Origin of the sequence: Rhodococcus sp. MTM3W5.2 (assembly GCF_001984015.1) — a bacterium.
GTDB classification, from domain to species: Bacteria; Actinomycetota; Actinomycetes; order Mycobacteriales; family Mycobacteriaceae; genus Rhodococcus_G; species Rhodococcus_G oryzae.
This window is the reverse complement of sequence record NZ_CP019572.1, coordinates 4,887,107-4,903,651: the sequence shown is the minus strand read 5'-3', so window position 1 is coordinate 4,903,651 and position 16,545 is coordinate 4,887,107. Positions and strand designations below refer to the sequence as shown.

Below are 16,545 nucleotides of genomic sequence, written 5' to 3'. Positions count from 1 at the left end.
GCAGCCCGGCGACGTGAAGTAGGGCGGTGGCGGCATGACGTGGGCGCTACCCGTGATCGCCGGGGTCCTGCTCGTCTTCGCGGCGCTGTCCCGGCGCCTCGCGGGCACGCCGATCACGGCTCCGATCGTCTTCACCGCCGCAGGCCTCCTGCTCGGAGGGAAGTCCGCGGGCCTGATCGACGTGCACGTCACCGCCGAGACGGTGAAGCTGCTCGCCGAGGTCACACTCGCGCTGGTGCTGTTCTCCGATGCCGCCCGGGTGGACCTGTCCGCCCTCCGCACGGAGATCTCCCTGCCTGCTCGGCTGCTCGGCATCGGCCTGCCGCTGACCATCCTGGCGGGCTTCGGTGCCGCGGTGGTCGTGCTCGGCGACCTCGCCTGGCCCGAGGCCCTGCTACTCGCGGTGATCCTCGCCCCGACCGACGCCGCGCTCGGACAGGCCGTCGTCACGCTCCAGTCCCTGCCGTTGCGGGTGCGGCAGGGACTGAACGTCGAGAGCGGGCTCAACGACGGCATCTGCGTGCCGCTCTTCCTCGTCGTGCTGGCCATCGCGGAGGCGGAAGCCGGCGCGATCGGCGGCGGTTCAGCGGCCCGGCTGGTCACCGAGCAGATCGGGTACGGGATCGCGGCGGGCGTCGGATCGGGCGCGGTCGCCGCCGCGGTCCTGGCCGCCGCACGTCGTCGCGACACGATCGACCCGCTGTGGGCGCAGATCGTCCCGGTGACGGCGGCCGTGCTCGCCTACACCGTCGCCGTGCCACTGGGCGGCTCGGGTTTCATCGCCGCGTTCGTCGGCGGACTGACCTTCGGCGCGATCCGGCGCAGAAGCGGCGGCGGGGAAGAGGGCGAACGCCTGCTCGACGAGGCCGGCGACCTGTTCAGCGCCGTCACCTTCATCGTCTTCGGTGCCGTGCTGCTCGGCCCCGCCCTCGGGCACCTGTCCTGGGCGGTGCTCGGCTACGCGGTGCTGAGCCTGACCGTCGTCCGGATGGTCCCCGTCGCGCTGTCACTGGTCGGCACGCACCCGCGCGCGCCGACCGTCGCGTTCCTCGGTTGGTTCGGTCCCCGCGGACTCGCCACGATCGTCTTCGTCATCCTCATCCTCGAGGAACCGGGGCAGCTGCCCCACGAGAACCTGCTCGTGACGACGGCGGTGCTCACGATCGGGGCCTCAGTGCTGGCCCACGGGCTCAGCGCGGCGCCGCTGGCCGACCGCTACGCCGCCTGGTTCCGCCGCCACCCGCGCGACGAGGACGACCTCGCGAAGCGGGGGTCGCCGTGAGAGCTTCTGGCCCGGCGGGGCGCGGCGAATCGCCCCAGTGCGGCGGCGCCGCCAGCGCGGCGGGCAGGCGGGTCGTCGAGTCGCCCTTCGCGGCATTGACCTGGAACCGGGTCAGGAAGATGCTCTCGGTCAGATCCGCGCCCCGAAGGTCCGCTCCCCGGAGGTCGGCGCCGATGAGATCGGACGACCGCAGGTCGGCCGTACGCAGGTCGGCGCCGATCAGGTACGCGCCCCGCATGTTCGCGCCCCGCAGGTTCGCGCCGCGAAGCTTGGCGCCGATGAGGTCGGCGCCCCGGTGCTCACGCTTGCGGCCCGGCACGGCCCCGCGGACCAGTTCGCTGACCCGGAGCAGCAGCACGTTCACCTCCTGGCGGTGGCGATCGACATCGGTCAGGGCCACCGCCGCGGCGTCGCCGTCGGTGAGCTCCACCGTCCGGTCCCAGGCGTCGCGGAGTTCGGCGTGGACCGGTTCGGCGGCCGCGGTCGTCAGCGACTCGTTCAGGTACCAGAGCAGCTCGTGTAGCTGCCGCATGATCGGGAAGACCTCGAACATCGCGCCTGCCCCGGCCGGGTCCCGGCGCCAGTCGCGCCCCTCGAAGGTCTGCTGCGACACCTTCTGGCCTGCGCCGAAGCAGTCGTAGACGGTGCAGCCCGTGAACCCCCGGTGCCGCAGATCGGTGTGGATCCCGCACCGGAAATCGTCCAGGAGGTTCGTGCACGGCCGGCCTGCGGACTTGTCGACGGCGAAGTCCGCGGACTTGGCGAAGGGCAGCGCCACACAGCACAGCGCGAAGCAATTGCCGCAGTCCGCGTTCAGGCTCGGGGTCGTCGGTGGGGGAGCTGGTCGGCAGGCACGGAAGGTGATCTCTCGGTCGGGTGATTGCCGCGAGTCTAGTTGCCCCGCGGGGGCGCCCATCCGCCGAACGCGCGCTCCAACTCGAGCGCGGCGGCGATCGTCAGGTGGTCGTTGCCCATTCCGCCGACGATCTGGACGCCAAGCGGCAGCCCGGCCGAGCCCAGTCCGAGCGGTGCCTGGGTGACCGGCAGCCCGGCGAGGCTGAACGGGGCGACCGCGTTGGTCCGCCACGGCTGGCCGGTGGACGCGCCGTGCCGCGGCGCGACGGCGGGCATCGTCGGGTGCAGCAGCAGGCCGTCCCCGATGATCGCCGTCACCTCGTCCGCCGCCGTGTGGGCGGCGGTGGCCAGCCGCCGCACCAGCGACTTGGGCAGCAGCTTCTCGAGGACCTCGCCGATCACCAGCGATCGCATCGGCGCCGTGTGCTTGCCGCGTGGCGCGACCAGCTCCGGCAGTGATAGGGGATGGGCGCCCTCCCGCGCATGATCTCCGCGAAGCTGATGCCCGTCTCCTCGGCCAGGACGATGGTGGTGAACAGGCCGATCTGGCGCAGCGACGTCATCGTGACGTGCTCGACCTTTGCACCTGCGTCCTCCAGCGCGGCGGCGGCCCGGTCCCGCGCGCGCAGCATCTCGCGACCGGTCCCCGGCAGGAACGCGTCCTCGACGAGGGTGACCCGGACACCGGTCAGCGAGGTCGACGTGGGGTCGCGCAGCGGCAGCTCGCGCACGAGGGGGTCGACACCGTCGGGTCCCGCCATGATCTCCAGCAGGGGCATCAGGTCCTGGGCGCGGCGCGCGAGCGGACCGTTCGCGCACATCCGCGCGACCCCGTAGGGCGGTGGCCAGGATCCGGTGACCGGCAGCAGTCCGGTCGAGGGCCGGTGCCCGAAGACCCCGTTGCAGAACGCCGGAATGCGAATCGACCCCAGCGTGTCGGTGGCGATCCCGATCGGGGACCCGCCGCTACCGATGACGGCACCCTCGCCGCCGGAGGAGCCGCCTGCGCTGCGCCGACGGTCGTAGGCGTTGTTGGTGCGTCCGTAGACCCGGTTGTTGCTCTCGATCCACATGCAGCCCTCGGACGTGTTCGTCAGGCCGAGCACGATCGCGCCCGCGTCGAGGACGCGCTGTACCACCGGCGCGTGTGCCGCGGGTCGGATGTGCTTGCGCGCAACGACTCCCGCGGTGTTGGGCATGCCTGCGACGGCGAGCGACTCCTTGACGGTCACCGGAACGCCCGCGAGCGGCGGGAGTGCGTCCGGCCCATCGGCGGCCAGTCGCGCGTCGACCTCGTCCGCCTCCCGCCGGGCGGCGTCGTACCGTTCGACCACCACCGCGTTCAACGCCGGGTTGACCCGCTCGAGCACCGCGATGTGCGCTTCGATCACCTCGCGCGAACTGAGCGACCCCGCCCTGATCGCACCGGCCAGCGCGACGGCGGACTGCTGAGTGATCTCCACGTGCCCTCCTGAGCCTGCACTTGCTAACGCGTGACAGTTTGACATGACATGTCAATGTGCATCGAGGTGGTGGACGGCCGTGCCCTGGCCGCGCTGTCGGTTGCTGAGGCGGAACCGACGAGAACGCCCCCGCCGAGCAGGTCGGCGGGGGCGTTCTCGTCACGGTGGGGAGCGGTCAGCACTCGCCCTTGATGCCGGCGTCCACGCCGCGCTGGAAGTCCTTCTGATCCTGCTCGGACTTGGTGGCCCAGTCCGGCGCTGCCTTCGCGAGGTTCGCGAACTCGGCGCCGATGGCCTCCGGCGTGCTGGCCTCGTCGGTGATGCCTGCGTCCTTGAGGGTCTTGATGTACTCGCTGATCCCGATGCAGGTGTCGTGGTAGATGTCGCCGGTCAGCTGCGGGGTCTCGCCGATCGCCAGCTCCTCGACCGTGCTTGCGGTGGAGTCGCTCGTCTTCTCCTCGGAATCAGAGCTGCAGCCGACGAGAAGGAAGGGCACGGCGGCGGCCGCGACGGCGGCGATCAGGGTTCGTTTCATGCCCGTATCAGTACCAGACGATCGGGCCGGCTCCGACAGCGCACTCCCCGTTCCGTCCGATCCCGGATCTGTTGTCCCACAAGACCTAGACGTTCGGAGCGAGCTCGGCGATCAGGGCCTCGACCCGGGACCGGATCTCGTCGCGGATCGGGCGCACCTGCTCGACGCCCTGGCCCGCCGGATCGGCCAGCCGCCAGTCGCGGTAGCTCACTGCGGGGAACACCGGGCAGCTGTCCCCGCACCCCATGGTGATGACCACGGTCGAGGACTCGACCGCGTCGGGGGTGAGGATCTTCGGAGACTGCGCGGAGATGTCGATGCCGAGCTCAGCCATCGCGGCGACGGCGGCCGGGTTGACGGTGTCGGCGGGCGCGGAGCCCGCGGAGCGGACCTCGATCGCGTCGCCCGCCAGGTGGGTGAGGAAGCCTGCGGCCATCTGGGATCGGCCGGCGTTGTGCACGCAGACGAACAGGACGCTGGGTGTGGTTGCCATGATCGGCCTTTCGTCAGGCGGGGAGGTCGGCGGAACGGAAGCGCCCGCGCAGCGCGAGCGAGACATAGACGAGCCCGACCAGGACCGGAACCTCGATCAGCGGTCCGACCACCCCGGCCAGCGCCTGCCCGGAGGCGGCGCCGTAGGTGGCGATCGCGACGGCGATGGCGAGCTCGAAGTTGTTGCCCGCGGCGGTGAAGGCGAGGGTGGTGGTGCGCTGATAGCCGAGGCCCAGCCCGGCGCCGAGCGCGTAGCCACCGCCCCACATCACCGCGAAGTACACCAGCAACGGGATCGCGATGCGGACGACATCGAGGGGATGCGAGGTGACCTGATCGCCCTGCAATGCGAAGAGCACCACGATGGTGAACAGCAGTCCGTACAGCGCCCACGGCCCGACCTTGGGCAGGAACGTGCCCTCGTACCAGTCTCGGCCCCTTGCTTTTTCGCCGAATCGGCGGGACAGGTAGCCGGCGAGGAGCGGGATGCCGAGGAAGATCAGCACCGACCTCGCGATCTGCCACGGCGAGGCGTCGATGGTGGTCTGTTCGAGGCCGAGCCAGCCGGGTAGCACGGAGAGGTAGAACCAGCCGAGGGCGGCGAACATGATCACCTGGAACATCGAGTTGATCGCGACAAGGACGGCGGCGGCCTCGCGGTCCCCGCAGGCCAGGTCGTTCCAGATGATGACCATCGCGATGCAGCGGGCCAGGCCGACGATGATCAGTCCGGTGCGGTACTCGGGCAGGTCGGGGAGGAAGATCCAGGCCAGCGCGAACATCAGCGCGGGGCCGAGCACCCAGTTCAGCACCAGCGAGCTGACAAGGAGCTTGCGGTCACCGGTGACGGTGTCGAGTCGGTCGTAGCGGACCTTCGCCAGCACCGGGTACATCATGATCAGCAGCCCGAGGGCGATCGGCAGTGAGATGCCGTCGATTTCCACCGCGCCGAGCACGTCGCCGAGTCCCGGGATCATGTTGCCGAGCAGCAGCCCGGCGACCATCGCGGCGCCGATCCACACCGGCAGGAAGCGGTCGAGGGTGGACAGCTTGCCGACGACGGCGGGGTGGCCCTCGGTGGTCGCGGGCGCGCTCACGCGGTCACCGCGGCGGTGGGATCGGCATCCGCGAGTGCCGACGAGAGTTGGTGCAGCGCGGCGGGGATCACCCGGTAATGGACCCAGGTGCCGCGGCGCTCGGAGTCCAGCAGGCCCGCCTCGCGCAGCACCTTGAGGTGATGCGAGATCGTCGGCTGGGACAGATCGAAGGAGGGGGAGATGTCGCAGACGCAGGCCTCGCCACCGTCGTGGCTCGCGATCAGGCTCAGCAGCCGCAGTCGGACCGGGTCGCCGAGGGCCTTGAACGTGCGGGCGATCTCGTGCGCGCGGCCCTCGCTCAACGGTTCGCGGACCAGCGGCGAGCATCGCTCGGCGACGTCGGTCAGCGCCAGATCTTGATTCGACATCGGTCTATATTGACACCTGTCGATGTAAAGCGCCACCGCGCCTGTGCGCGATCCGTACCCCGGTCGGGGTACGGATCGCGCACAGGCGGCTATGCCGCCTGCACCGCCTGCTCCTCGGCGGACGTGATGGCCGACCGCAGCAGGTCCGCGACGTCGGACACCAACCGCACCTCGACGGACTCGAGGACGTCCGCGGGGACGTCGTCCAGGTCCGGCTCGTTGCGGGCGGGCAGGAACACCGTGCTCAGCCCCGCCCGCTGCGCCGCCAGCAGCTTCTGCTTGGCGCCGCCGATCGGCAGCACCCGTCCGTTGAGCGTGACCTCGCCGGTCATGCCGACGTCGGAGCGCACCGGGCGGCCCAGTGCCAGCGACACCAGCGCCGTCACCATCGTCACCCCGCGGACGGCCCGTCCTTGGGCACCGCACCCGCCGGGACGTGGATGTGGATGCTCCGGTCCAGGACCGCGGGGTCGACGCCCAGTTCCGCCGCGTGCGAGCGGACGTAGGACAGCGCGATCTGCGCCGACTCCTTCATCACGTCGCCGAGCTGCCCGGTCAGGGTCAGCCCCGCCTTGCCCTCGGTGGCGTTCGCCTCGATGAACAGCACGTCGCCGCCGAGCCCGGTGACGGCGAGCCCGGTCGCGACCCCGGGAACCGAGGTCCGCTCGTGTGCCTCGGGGGTGAAGCGCGGCCGGCCGAGGAGGTCCATGAGCTGGTCGATGCCGATCACGACCCGTTCCGGTGCGGCCACGCCCGCGAGCCGGGTCGCGGCCTTGCGGAGCGCCTTCGCCAGCAGCCGTTCGAGCTGCCGCACCCCGGCCTCCCTCGTGTAGTCGGCCGCGATCTCGCGCAGCGCATCCTCGGTGACCTCGACCTCATCCGGGGTCAGCGCGGCGCGTTCGAGCTGGCGCGGCACCAGGAAGTCCCTCGCGATCGCCACCTTGTCGTCGGCGGTGTAGCCGTCGACGGTGACGAGCTCCATGCGGTCCAGCAGGGCGGCCGGGATCGACTCGACCACGTTGGCCGTGCCGATGAACACCACGTCGGACAGGTCGAGGTCGAGATCGAGGTAGTGGTCGCGGAACGTGTGGTTCTGCGCCGGGTCCAGCACCTCGAGCAGGGCAGCCGCGGGGTCGCCGCGGTAGTCCGAGCCGACCTTGTCGATCTCGTCGAGCAGCACGACCGGGTTCATCGACCCGGCCTCGTTGATCGCGCGGACGATCCGTCCGGGCAGCGCGCCGACGTAGGTGCGCCGGTGTCCGCGGATCTCGGCCTCGTCGCGGACGCCTCCGAGGGCGACGCGAACGAACTTGCGTCCCAACGCCCGTGCGACGCTCTCGCCCAGCGAGGTCTTGCCGACGCCTGGCGGACCGGCGAGCACCATGACCGCGCCCGAGCCACGACCGCCGACGACCTCCATGCCCCGCTCCGCGCGGCGCGCGCGGACCGCCAGGTACTCCACGATCCGGTCCTTGACCTCCTCCAGGCCGTGGTGGTCGGCGTCGAGGACCGCGCGGGCGGCCGCGACGTCGGTGCTGTCCGTGGTGCGGACCGTCCACGGGAGTTCGAGCACCGTGTCGAGCCAGGTGCGGATCCAGCCGGACTCGGGGCTCTGATCGCCCGCTCGTTCCAGCCGTCCGACCTCGCGTAGTGCGGCCTCGCGCACCGAATCCGGCAGGTCCGCACCCTCGACGCGGGAGCGGTAGTCGTCCGCCCCGTCGGCCTCGCTCTCGCCGAGTTCCTTCCGGATCGCGGCGAGCTGCTGCCGCAGCAGGAACTCGCGCTGGCTCTTCTCCATGCCCTCTCGGACGTCGTCGCCGATCTTGTCGGCCACCTCGACCTCGGCGAGGTGCTCCTTTGTCCAGTCGATCAACACGGTCAGACGCTCTGTCGCCGAAGGCGTTTCGAGGAGCTGTCGCTTCTGCAGGTCGGTCAGGTACGGGGCGTATCCGGCGGTGTCGGCGATCGCGGAGGGGTCGGTGAGCCGGTTGACCGAGTCGATGACCTGCCAGGCCTCGCGGCGCTGCAGTACCGCGACCACCAGGTTCTTGTACTCGTGGGCGAGTTCGGTGGTCCGGCCGTCGGGCGCGTGGTCCTCGACGAGTTCGGCCTCGACCCACAGCGCGGCGCCCGGTCCGGTGACGCCGGTGCCGATGCGGGCGCGCCTTCCGGCCTTGAGGACGGCGGCAGGGGCCCCGCCGCTGAGCCTGCCGATCTGTTCGATGGAGGCGACCACGCCGAACGCCGCGTATCGGTCCTCGAGGCGTGGGGCGAGCAGCACGCGGCCGTCGCTGCTGCTGCGGGCAGCATCGATGGCGGCCTGTGCAGGTTCGTCGAGTTCGATGGGGACGACCATTCCTGGCAGCACCACCGGTTCCGCCACGAACAGCACGGGGAGACGTTCGGTTGTTGTCATGACCCTGCCCTTCTGAAGTTGAGCGTAAGCAACTCAACCCGGTCGGCCGGGGGTCTGTTCCCGTGGGTGCGGGGTTTCGCCGTGGGCGGACGCGGCGCCGAAGTGTGGCGCGCGAGATAGGTGAGGCTACCCTGTGTTCTTGTTCACAATGGTGACCTTCTGAGGTACGTAGGCAAGGCATGCCTAGCCTAAGTCTGTGTAGCGTTCCGGTCGCATCACCAGGTGCGACCCATTTCTCGAAAGGCTGACCATGTTCCCCGCGCTGACCCAGTTCCTCAACGACTTCGCCCTGTTCGGCGGCGACCTCTTCAGCTTCGCGATCCACGTCAACCTCTGACGCACTCAGCGCGATGACGAAGGGGGTGCCTCCCGGCGGGGAGGCGCCCCCTCTGTGTGTCACGAGGGGTCGTGCGCCGCCTGATCACGTACACCAGCGCACCCGCGCCGAGCACCGCCAGTCCGCTGAGCACGGAGGCGAGGGGTAGCGCGAACCCCAGCACCACGCAGCCGAGGGCGCCGAGGATCGGGATCCCCGGCCATGCCCTGCCTTCCGTGCGGGTCAGCGTCAGCGCCGAGCAGTTCGCGATCAGGTAGTAGGCCAGCACGGCGAACGAGGAGAACCCGATCGCGTGCCGCAGGTCCGCGACTGCGGCGAGCCCCGCGACGACCACGCCCACCAGCAACTCCGCGCGGTGCGGCACGCCGAAGCGCGGGTGCACGGCGGCCAGCCCGCTCGGCAGGTGGCCGTCGCGCGCCATCGCCAGTGTGGTGCGCGAGACCCGAGGATCAGCGCGAGCAGGGAGCCGAGCGCGGCCAACACCGCACCGACCCGGACCACCGGCTCCAGACCGGGCGCGCCGGCCGCCCGCACCGCCTGCGCCAGCGGATCGGTCGCCGCGGCCAGCCCTTGCGGACTAAGGGTTTTCAGGGCTGCCGCCGCGACCAGGGCATACACGACCAGCGTGATGCCCAGCGCGATGGGGATGGCCAGGCCGATGGTGCGGCGCGGGTCGCGGACCTCCTCGCCGAGGGTGGCGATCCGGGCGTAGCCGGCGAACGAGAAGAACAGCAGCCCGGCGGCCTGCAGGACACCAACGGCGCCTCCCGAGCCGCCGTCCGCCCAGCGGCTCGGCTGCGCGGAGCCCAGGCCCACCACGACCATGACCGCAAGCACGGCGAGCACCACCGCGACCAGGATCCGGGTCAGCAGTGCCGACTTGTGCACTCCCACATAGTTGACCGCGGTCAGCGCGAGCACGGCGGCCACCGCGACGCCGTGCGCGTGTGGGGGCCAGGCGTAGGCCCCGACGGTCAGGGCGATCGCGGCGCAGGACGCGGTCTTGCCGATCACGAAGCCCCAGCCGGCCAGGTATCCCCAGAACTCGCCGAGCCGCTCCCGGCCGTACACATAGGTCCCGCCCGAGCTCGGGTACCGGGCGGCGAGCCGGGCCGACGAGGTGGCGTTGCAGTAGGCGACGATCCCGGCGACGGCCAGTGCGAGGGGCAGCGCGGTCCCCGCGGCCTGCGCGGCAGGGGCGAGGGCGGCGAAGATCCCGGCCCCGATCATCGAGCCGAGGCCGATCAGCACGCTGTCGCGGACCCCGAGTGTGCGGGCGAGTTCGGGCACCGTCACACGGTAGGGGCGGATTCGCTTCGGCGCCACCGGAAACCGGTTGCCGCGCAGCAGCTAGCTGTACTCGGTGCCGTTGCCCCTGCCGCCCTTGAGCCAGCGGCCGGGCAGTCGGCCGGCGAGGTCGCCGAGCGGGCCCACCGCCGCGCTGAGGACCCCGACCGTCTCGCGGAGCAGTTCGATGCTGTCGCCCATCTTCTCGAGGTTGGGCGCAAGGGACGCCAGCGTCTCGGAGAGGCTGACGATCTGGTCGAGCGGGCCGCCGTCCGCGATGATCCGTTCGAGCGCGCCGTCCTTGGCCAGCAGCGTCTCGAGGATGCCGCCCTCCTCGATCGCGCGCTCGATGAGTCCGCCCTCCCGGGTGAGGGTTTCGAGGGGTCCGGCGGTCGCGGTGAGGCGTTCGAGCGGTCCCTCCTCGGCGGTGAGCCGGTCGAGCAGCCCGCCGGGGGCGAGCAGTCGCTCCACCGGTCCGTCCACGTCGAGCAGTCGGTCGACGGGTCCGCCGGTGGCGAGCACCCGCTCGAGCGGCCCCCTGGTTCGATGATCCGTTCCAGGGTGCCGCCGGGCGCGGTGAGCCGGTCGACAACGCCGCCCGGTTCGAGGAGTCGGTCCAGTGGCCCGCCGGGGCGCATCGCCTGGCCGAGCGGGCGCTGGTCGGAGGCGAGTTCCGCGACCTGTTGCAGCAGTTTCAGCGGTCCGGAGGGGTTGGCCGCGGCGAATCCGCCGAGGCTCGCCGCCGCCCCAGGGGAGGTCGAGGCGGCGAGCATGACGCGGGCGGCACCGAGCGCGGTTTCGGCTACTCCCAGCGCCGAGTCGGTGATCGCGAGGCTGGCCCGCACCGGGAGTGTGACCATCGCCACCAGGTTCATGGGGTAACTGTAACCCTGAGGTGACGGGCAACACGCCCGGTCCGGGCGCGGCGGGTTGTCAGTGCAGGACCTTGAGCCCGATCACGCAGCCGACGATGCCGAGGATCAGCAGAATCTTCACGATCGACGACGATTCGGAGCCGGTGATCATCGCGTAGGCGACCGTGAGGGAGGCGCCGATGCCGACCCACACCGCGTACGAGGTGCCGATGGGCAGGGAACGCATCGCGTAGGCGAGCCCGCCCATGCTGATCACGAGGGCGACGCCGAAGATGATCGAGGGGTTGAGCTTCGAGAAGCCCTCGGACTTGCCGAGAGCGGTGGCCCAGATGGCCTCGAAGATTCCGGAAATGACGAGCACAATCCATGCCATGGTGTGATTCTCCCAAGGCACCGTCTTGTCGCTGGCCGGGTACGGTGCTGCTCGTCCGGATGTCATGTTGACGTCTTTACCGTAGCAAACGAAGCGCCCCGCCGATGGTGTGTTCGGTCACCACGGGCGGACAGGCGAGCACTAGCGCTGCGGTATCCGCGAGATCTGAACGATCGCAAGGCGATTGCCCAGCCCGCCCGGATACGGCGAGATGCGCAGGCTGGACAGCGCCCACTCGTCCTCGCCCGCCCGAAGCCGTACCGCCGCCTCGACGGGCTCGACGGATCCGGAATCGAAACGGGCGCGGGCCAGCTCCAGCACGCCCTGGTCCTCCGGGTGGATGACCCGGTTGCCGCCCTCGATGCCGCGCCAGTGCACCCACGGGGCGGGCTCCGCCAACCACATGGTCAGCACCCCCAGCTCGGTCTCGAACAGCGCGGTGTAGATCCCGGCCCCCCGCATCACCTCCTGCATGCCGAGTTCGGCGAGCGTCGGCCTGCGCGGCTCGACAGTGTCGGTGACGTCATGCCAGAGCAGGCGCAGGCCCGCCTGCCCCGGTTCGGTCCTGGCCCTGGCCCAACAGTGCCACCGCATGATCCGGCCGTCCGCGTGCAGCACGCTCATGTCGGCGTCCCATCGGGCGCCCGGCTGCGGATTGAAGGCCAGTGCGAACAGCGATTCCGACTCGTCGAACTTGATCGCCTTGGCGTAGTACTCGGCCGGTGTCCGTTCGGCGACGTGGTCGGCGGGGCGGACCCCGGACATCATCGACGCCTCGAGCGTCTGCGCGATCATGAGGCGCTCGAGCAGCCAGGAGATACCGGACGCCATTCGCGGCGGCGACGGCTCGACGCCGGCCTCCCCGATCCACAGCTGGACGCCGTGGGTGTCGCCGGACGGTCCGAGGACGGGGAAGGCCTCGAGGCGGTACCGCTTGCGTTCGCCCCGCTGGCTCTGCGCCTCCAGGACCTCGCGGCGGCGGCCTGACCGTACGGCCTCGACCAGTGGTTCGACCCGGACGCCGGGGGAGGGGGACAGCCTGCCGGCCGAGGTCCACGCGCGCACCGTCCCGCCGGTGCTGACCACGGTCGGCGAGTCCTCGGCCAACGTTTCGATCAGGTGCCATTCGTTCACGGTGTGTCGACGCTCCCGGTCATCGCGATCGGATCCGGAGCGTGAAGCCTCGTGGCTTGAGGGTGACCGCTTCCTGGACGTCGAGCGTGTACGCCGGGTCGCCGGTGAACTCGTACCGGCGCAGCAGTTCCGCCAGCGTCAGCACGGCCTCGTGGAGCGCGAACTGGCGCCCGATGCAGGACCGGGGGCCGGTCCCGAACGGCCGGTACGCGTCGCGGGGCCGCTTGCGGACCTGTTCCGGCAGGAAACGGTCCGGATCGAAGGTCTCGGTGTCGTTGCCCCACACCGGGTCTCGATGCAACTGCGGCAGCAGCACGAACACCCATGATCCCAGCGGCATCGCGTACCGGCCGCCGAGCACGGTGTCCGTCCGGACCTTGCGGAAGTAGCCCGGCGCGGCAGGCCACAGACGCAGGGTCTCGTCGACCACCCGGCGCAGGTACCGCAGCTTCCCGATCTGATCGAAGGAGAGCGGGTCGTCGCCGGGGGCCACGGCGGCGATCTCGGCGCGGGCGGCGGCCGCGATCTCCGGGTGCTTCGCCAGGTAGTAGAGGGCGAATCCGAGTGTTCCCGCAGTGGTCTCGTTGCCCGCGACCAGGAAGGTGAGTACCTGGTTGCGGATGTTCACCGGGTCGAGGGATTCCCCGCTGACCGGGTCGGCGGTGCCCAGCATCAGGTCCAAGAGGTCGTCGTGGCCACCCTGGTGTCGGCTCCGCTCCGCGATCACGTCGTCGACGACCGAGCGCATCAGCGCGATGTCGGCCTTGTGCTGTTCGGCGGCCTTCCTGCCGAACAGCTTTCGGACGAACGGCAGGTCGTTCGAGGTGCGGTTGATGTGAGCCAGCGCCCGCGACATGGCCGTCACGAACGGGTCCTCCGTCACTGGTCGCTCGGCAGGCTCCGCTCCTGCCGCCTTCGTGAACGAGCCGAAGTCGTAGCTGAACCCTGCCAGTCCGATGACATCGAGGGTGAGCCGGTTCATGTCCCGGGAGACGTCGACCGGGTCGCCGGTGGCCGCGGCACCGTCCCAAGCCGACCGAAGGCCGTCGAGGGCCCGGAGCATCGAACCGTGATAGCCACGCAGCGCGGCCTGGCTGAAGCCGGGGGCCAGGATGTTGTGTGCCTTGGCCCAGTTCGGCTCGTTGTTGAACGCCGTGAACAGCCCGTCCTCCGCGATGCTACGGAGTTTGCGGATCGGCTGGCCGAGGGACTTCGCCCAGGTCGATTCGTCGTTGACCTCCGACACCAGGTCGACGCCCGAGACGACGACGAGGCGCTGGCCGACGATCTTGCGCTCGAAGATCGGCCCCAGTTCGGCGGCCATCCGCATTTCCTTCTGCACCGGCTTGGCCGGGTCGACGCTCAGCAGATCGCCCAGCACCGGTAGCCGGTGGCGGGGCCTCGGGATGACGGCCGCCGGTCCGACCGGCACGGCCGGCGCCGGATCGGTCGCAGGGGGCGGCCCGGCGATGGTGTGCGGGCACTTGTCGGCGGTCACACCCAGAGTCTGCCGCATCGACGGGTGCGGCCATCCGCGGTGCCGCCAGGTGCTCGTCGGTGGGTCGTCCGCCGGGCGAATCCCAGGTGGGACCGCCCGGCGGGCGCCTCGCGATCCGGACCCCTCGAGAATGCGTGAGCACCCGATTTCCGGATCGAGTCGGTGGACGGCGCGAAGAGGACACCGGACGACGCGCGTCCGGTGCTGTGACCGTCGAGGTCGGCGTGGCCCAGGAGAATCAGGCGAGCCACACCGTGAGTGCTGCATCCGGTTCCGACGTCGACAGGAACCGGGGAACTCCCGAAGGAGCGCAGGAGAAACTCTAGCGCACGGGTTCCCGAGCCGACTCACAGGAAGTTCACAGCCGATGTCCAGCCTCCTGGCAGCGACCACGAACATGATGGGGGAGTGAGCGCCACCAGAACCGAGGCCAGGGTGTTGGTCGTCGACGACGAGCCGACCATCGTCGAACTGCTGTCGGTGAGCCTGCGGTTCCAGGGCTTCGAGGTCGAGACCGCCGCGACCGGGCCGGAGGCCCTCGACCGGGCGCGCGGCTTCCGGCCGGACGCGGTGATCCTGGACGTGATGATGCCCGGCATGGACGGCTTCGGCCTGCTGCGCAGGCTGCGGGCCGACGGCGTCGACGCGCCGGTGCTGTTCCTCACCGCGCGGGACGCGGTGGAGGACAAGGTCGCCGGGCTCACCCTCGGCGCCGACGACTACGTCACCAAACCGTTCAGCCTGGAGGAGGTGGTGGCCCGGCTGCGGGTGATCCTGCGACGGGCGGCGGGCGGCGCGCAGTCCGCCGAGTCCGCCCGAATCCGGTTCGCGGACCTCGAGCTCGACGACGACACCCATGAGGTGTGGAAGGCAGGCGAGCCGGTGTCGTTGTCGCCGACCGAGTTCACGCTGCTGCGGTACTTCATGGTCAACGCCGGTGTGGTGCTGAGCAAGCCGCGGATCCTCGATCACGTGTGGCACTACGACTTCGGGGGCGAGGTCGGTGTGGTCGAGTCGTACGTGTCGTACCTGCGGCGCAAGGTCGACACCGGGGACCGGCGGCTGATCCACACCCTGCGCGGGGTCGGCTACGTCATGCGCGAGCCCAGGGAAGCGTGATGGCGCGCCTGGTCCCGCTGCGGTTGTCGCTGATGGCGGCGCTCGTGCTGCTCGCGGGCCTGGGGTTGCTCGTGTCGGGGGCCGCGGTCAGCTCGTCCCTGGAGAACTCGTTGGTCGCCCGCACCGATGAGATGCTGCGCGACGCGGCTCACGGCTGGGCGAACCCGCAGGCGCTGCCGTTGCCGCCGCCTCCGTTCCTGCTGCCCGAGCCCGGGCCCGAGCGGCCGCCGACCCCGTTCTTTGTCTTCGTTCAGGACCCCGGCGGACAGTCCCAGTTCGTCATCAACGACGACGCCCGCCAACCGGATCTGCCGCAGGATCTCGGTTCGGAGCCGGTCACCGTGGGCTCGGTCGGTGACCCAGGGGAGCGTTGGCGGGTGCTGGCCAACACCTCGCCGATGGGCACGGTGACGGTCGCGATGAGCCTGTCCGACATCGACGCCACGGTGCAACACCTGGTGATCCTCCAGCTCGTGATCGGGGCCGTGGTCCTGCTGATCCTGGCCGTGCTCGGGTATTTCGTGGTGCGGCGCAGCCTGCGTCCGCTGGTCGAGGTGGAGCACACGGCCGCGGCCATTGCGGCGGGGGACCTGCACAGTCGGGTCCCCGAGTACGGCGGCAGGACCGAGGTCGGCAGGTTGTCGGCTGCGCTCAACGGGATGCTCGCCCAGATCCAGACCGCGTTCGCGGCCACCGAGGCCTCCGAGGAATCGGCCCGCAGGTCCGAGCAGAAGATGCGACGCTTCGTCGCCGACGCCAGCCACGAGCTGCGCACCCCGCTGACCACCATCCGCGGGTTCGCCGAGCTGTACCGGCAGGGCGCGATGACCGACACCGGACTGCTGATGTCGCGGATCGAGGGCGAGGCCGCCCGGATGGGTCTGCTGGTCGAGGACCTGCTGATGCTGGCCCGGCTCGACGCGCAGCGCCCGCTCGAACGCGCGCAGGTGGATCTGCTCACCGTCGCCTCCGACGCTGTCCACGATGCCAGAGCAGTTGCACCGCAACGCGAGATCGGTCTCGAGGTTCTCGGCGGCCCAGGGCAGGCCGAGGTCCTCGGCGACGAGGCGCGCCTTCGCCAGGTGCTCGGCAATCTGGTTGGCAACGCGCTCAGTCACACCCCGGCCGATGCCGCGGTCACCGTTCGGGTCGGGACCGAGGGGCCGGATGCAGTGTTGGAGGTCGCCGACACCGGGCCCGGACTGGACGTGGAGACGCGGGAGCGGGTCTTCGAGCGGTTCTACCGCGCGGACAGCTCTCGCACCCGGGAGTCCGGCGGCAGCGGGCTCGGCCTGTCCATCGTGTCGGCGCTGGTCGCCGCGCACGGTGGCACGGTCGCGGTGGAGTCGCCGGAGGGCGGCGGCGCGGTGTTCCGGGTGCTGCTGCCGCGGATCGAGCGGCCCGACTGACCCCA

Annotated in this window: 13 protein-coding genes, 3 pseudogenes and 1 riboswitch; of the genes and pseudogenes, 3 read left to right on the top strand and 13 right to left on the bottom strand. The window is 70.7% G+C overall.

Annotated features, from left to right (window positions below):
* The first annotated feature begins 34 nt into the window (after positions 1 to 34).
* Positions 35 to 1,282 carry a cation:proton antiporter gene (locus tag BTZ20_RS22360; RefSeq protein ID WP_077042863.1) on the top strand — a complete coding sequence of 416 codons (1,248 nt, stop codon included), beginning with the start codon at positions 35 to 37 and terminating at the stop codon, positions 1,280 to 1,282.
* Here BTZ20_RS22360 and BTZ20_RS22355 read toward each other — a convergent pair.
* The 13 genes and pseudogenes from BTZ20_RS22355 to BTZ20_RS22300 all read right to left on the bottom strand — a co-directional run bounded on the left by BTZ20_RS22355 (position 1,191) and on the right by BTZ20_RS22300 (position 14,012).
* Entirely contained in the window at positions 1,191 to 2,060 is an 870-nt protein-coding gene (locus tag BTZ20_RS22355; RefSeq protein WP_077042862.1) for a pentapeptide repeat-containing protein, read from the bottom strand. The two genes, BTZ20_RS22360 and BTZ20_RS22355, sit on opposite strands and share 92 nt — an antisense overlap.
* Positions 2,061 to 2,173: 113 nt before the next feature.
* On the bottom strand, positions 2,174 to 2,551 hold the full coding sequence (locus BTZ20_RS26405; RefSeq protein WP_145982392.1) for an amidase family protein: 378 nt from the start codon (positions 2,549 to 2,551) through the stop codon (positions 2,174 to 2,176).
* A complete protein-coding gene (locus tag BTZ20_RS22350; protein WP_189636532.1) occupies positions 2,536 to 3,600 on the bottom strand; it encodes an amidase in 1,065 nt (354 codons plus the stop codon). Before BTZ20_RS22350 ends, BTZ20_RS26405 begins: the two co-directional genes overlap by 16 nt.
* Before the next feature lie 175 nt (positions 3,601 to 3,775).
* Positions 3,776 to 4,135, bottom strand: coding sequence for a hypothetical protein (locus BTZ20_RS22345; protein WP_077042861.1), 360 nt, complete (start codon positions 4,133 to 4,135; stop codon positions 3,776 to 3,778).
* Between the two features lie 85 nt (positions 4,136 to 4,220).
* Entirely contained in the window at positions 4,221 to 4,628 is a 408-nt protein-coding gene (locus tag BTZ20_RS22340) for an arsenate reductase ArsC (RefSeq protein ID WP_077042860.1), read from the bottom strand.
* A gap of 13 nt (positions 4,629 to 4,641) precedes the next feature.
* Entirely contained in the window at positions 4,642 to 5,724 is a 1,083-nt protein-coding gene (arsB, locus tag BTZ20_RS22335) for an ACR3 family arsenite efflux transporter (RefSeq protein ID WP_077042859.1), read from the bottom strand.
* Complete coding sequence (locus tag BTZ20_RS22330; RefSeq protein WP_077042858.1) at positions 5,721 to 6,092, bottom strand: ArsR/SmtB family transcription factor; 372 nt, start codon at positions 6,090 to 6,092, stop codon at positions 5,721 to 5,723. The genes arsB and BTZ20_RS22330 overlap by 4 nt, the downstream gene beginning before the upstream one ends.
* Positions 6,093 to 6,181: 89 nt before the next feature.
* Positions 6,182 to 8,508: pseudogene (lon, locus tag BTZ20_RS22325) on the bottom strand (endopeptidase La).
* A 326-nt stretch (positions 8,509 to 8,834) separates the two neighbouring features.
* A pseudogene (locus tag BTZ20_RS22320) lies at positions 8,835 to 10,075 on the bottom strand (APC family permease).
* A gap of 120 nt (positions 10,076 to 10,195) precedes the next feature.
* Positions 10,196 to 11,007, bottom strand: a pseudogene (locus BTZ20_RS22315) (ABC transporter).
* Positions 11,008 to 11,065: 58 nt separating this feature from the next.
* Positions 11,066 to 11,380: a DMT family transporter gene (locus BTZ20_RS22310; protein WP_077043908.1), complete on the bottom strand. Its 315-nt coding sequence runs from the start codon at positions 11,378 to 11,380 to the stop codon at positions 11,066 to 11,068.
* Positions 11,381 to 11,394: 14 nt separating this feature from the next.
* A riboswitch (guanidine-III (ykkC-III) riboswitch) is annotated at positions 11,395 to 11,457 on the bottom strand.
* A gap of 64 nt (positions 11,458 to 11,521) precedes the next feature.
* Positions 11,522 to 12,514 carry a GAF domain-containing protein gene (locus tag BTZ20_RS22305; RefSeq protein ID WP_077042857.1) on the bottom strand — a complete coding sequence of 331 codons (993 nt, stop codon included), beginning with the start codon at positions 12,512 to 12,514 and terminating at the stop codon, positions 11,522 to 11,524.
* 19 nt (positions 12,515 to 12,533) lie between these two features.
* Complete coding sequence (locus BTZ20_RS22300; protein WP_411269093.1) at positions 12,534 to 14,012, bottom strand: cytochrome P450; 1,479 nt, start codon at positions 14,010 to 14,012, stop codon at positions 12,534 to 12,536.
* 408 nt (positions 14,013 to 14,420) lie between these two features.
* Here BTZ20_RS22300 and BTZ20_RS22290 point away from each other — a divergent pair, with 408 nt between their 5' ends.
* Positions 14,421 to 15,131 carry a response regulator transcription factor gene (locus BTZ20_RS22290; protein ID WP_189636531.1) on the top strand — a complete coding sequence of 237 codons (711 nt, stop codon included), beginning with the start codon at positions 14,421 to 14,423 and terminating at the stop codon, positions 15,129 to 15,131.
* On the top strand, positions 15,131 to 16,540 hold the full coding sequence (locus BTZ20_RS22285; protein ID WP_077042854.1) for a sensor histidine kinase: 1,410 nt from the start codon (positions 15,131 to 15,133) through the stop codon (positions 16,538 to 16,540). Before BTZ20_RS22290 ends, BTZ20_RS22285 begins: the two co-directional genes overlap by 1 nt.
* The last annotated feature ends 5 nt before the right edge of the window (positions 16,541 to 16,545 follow it).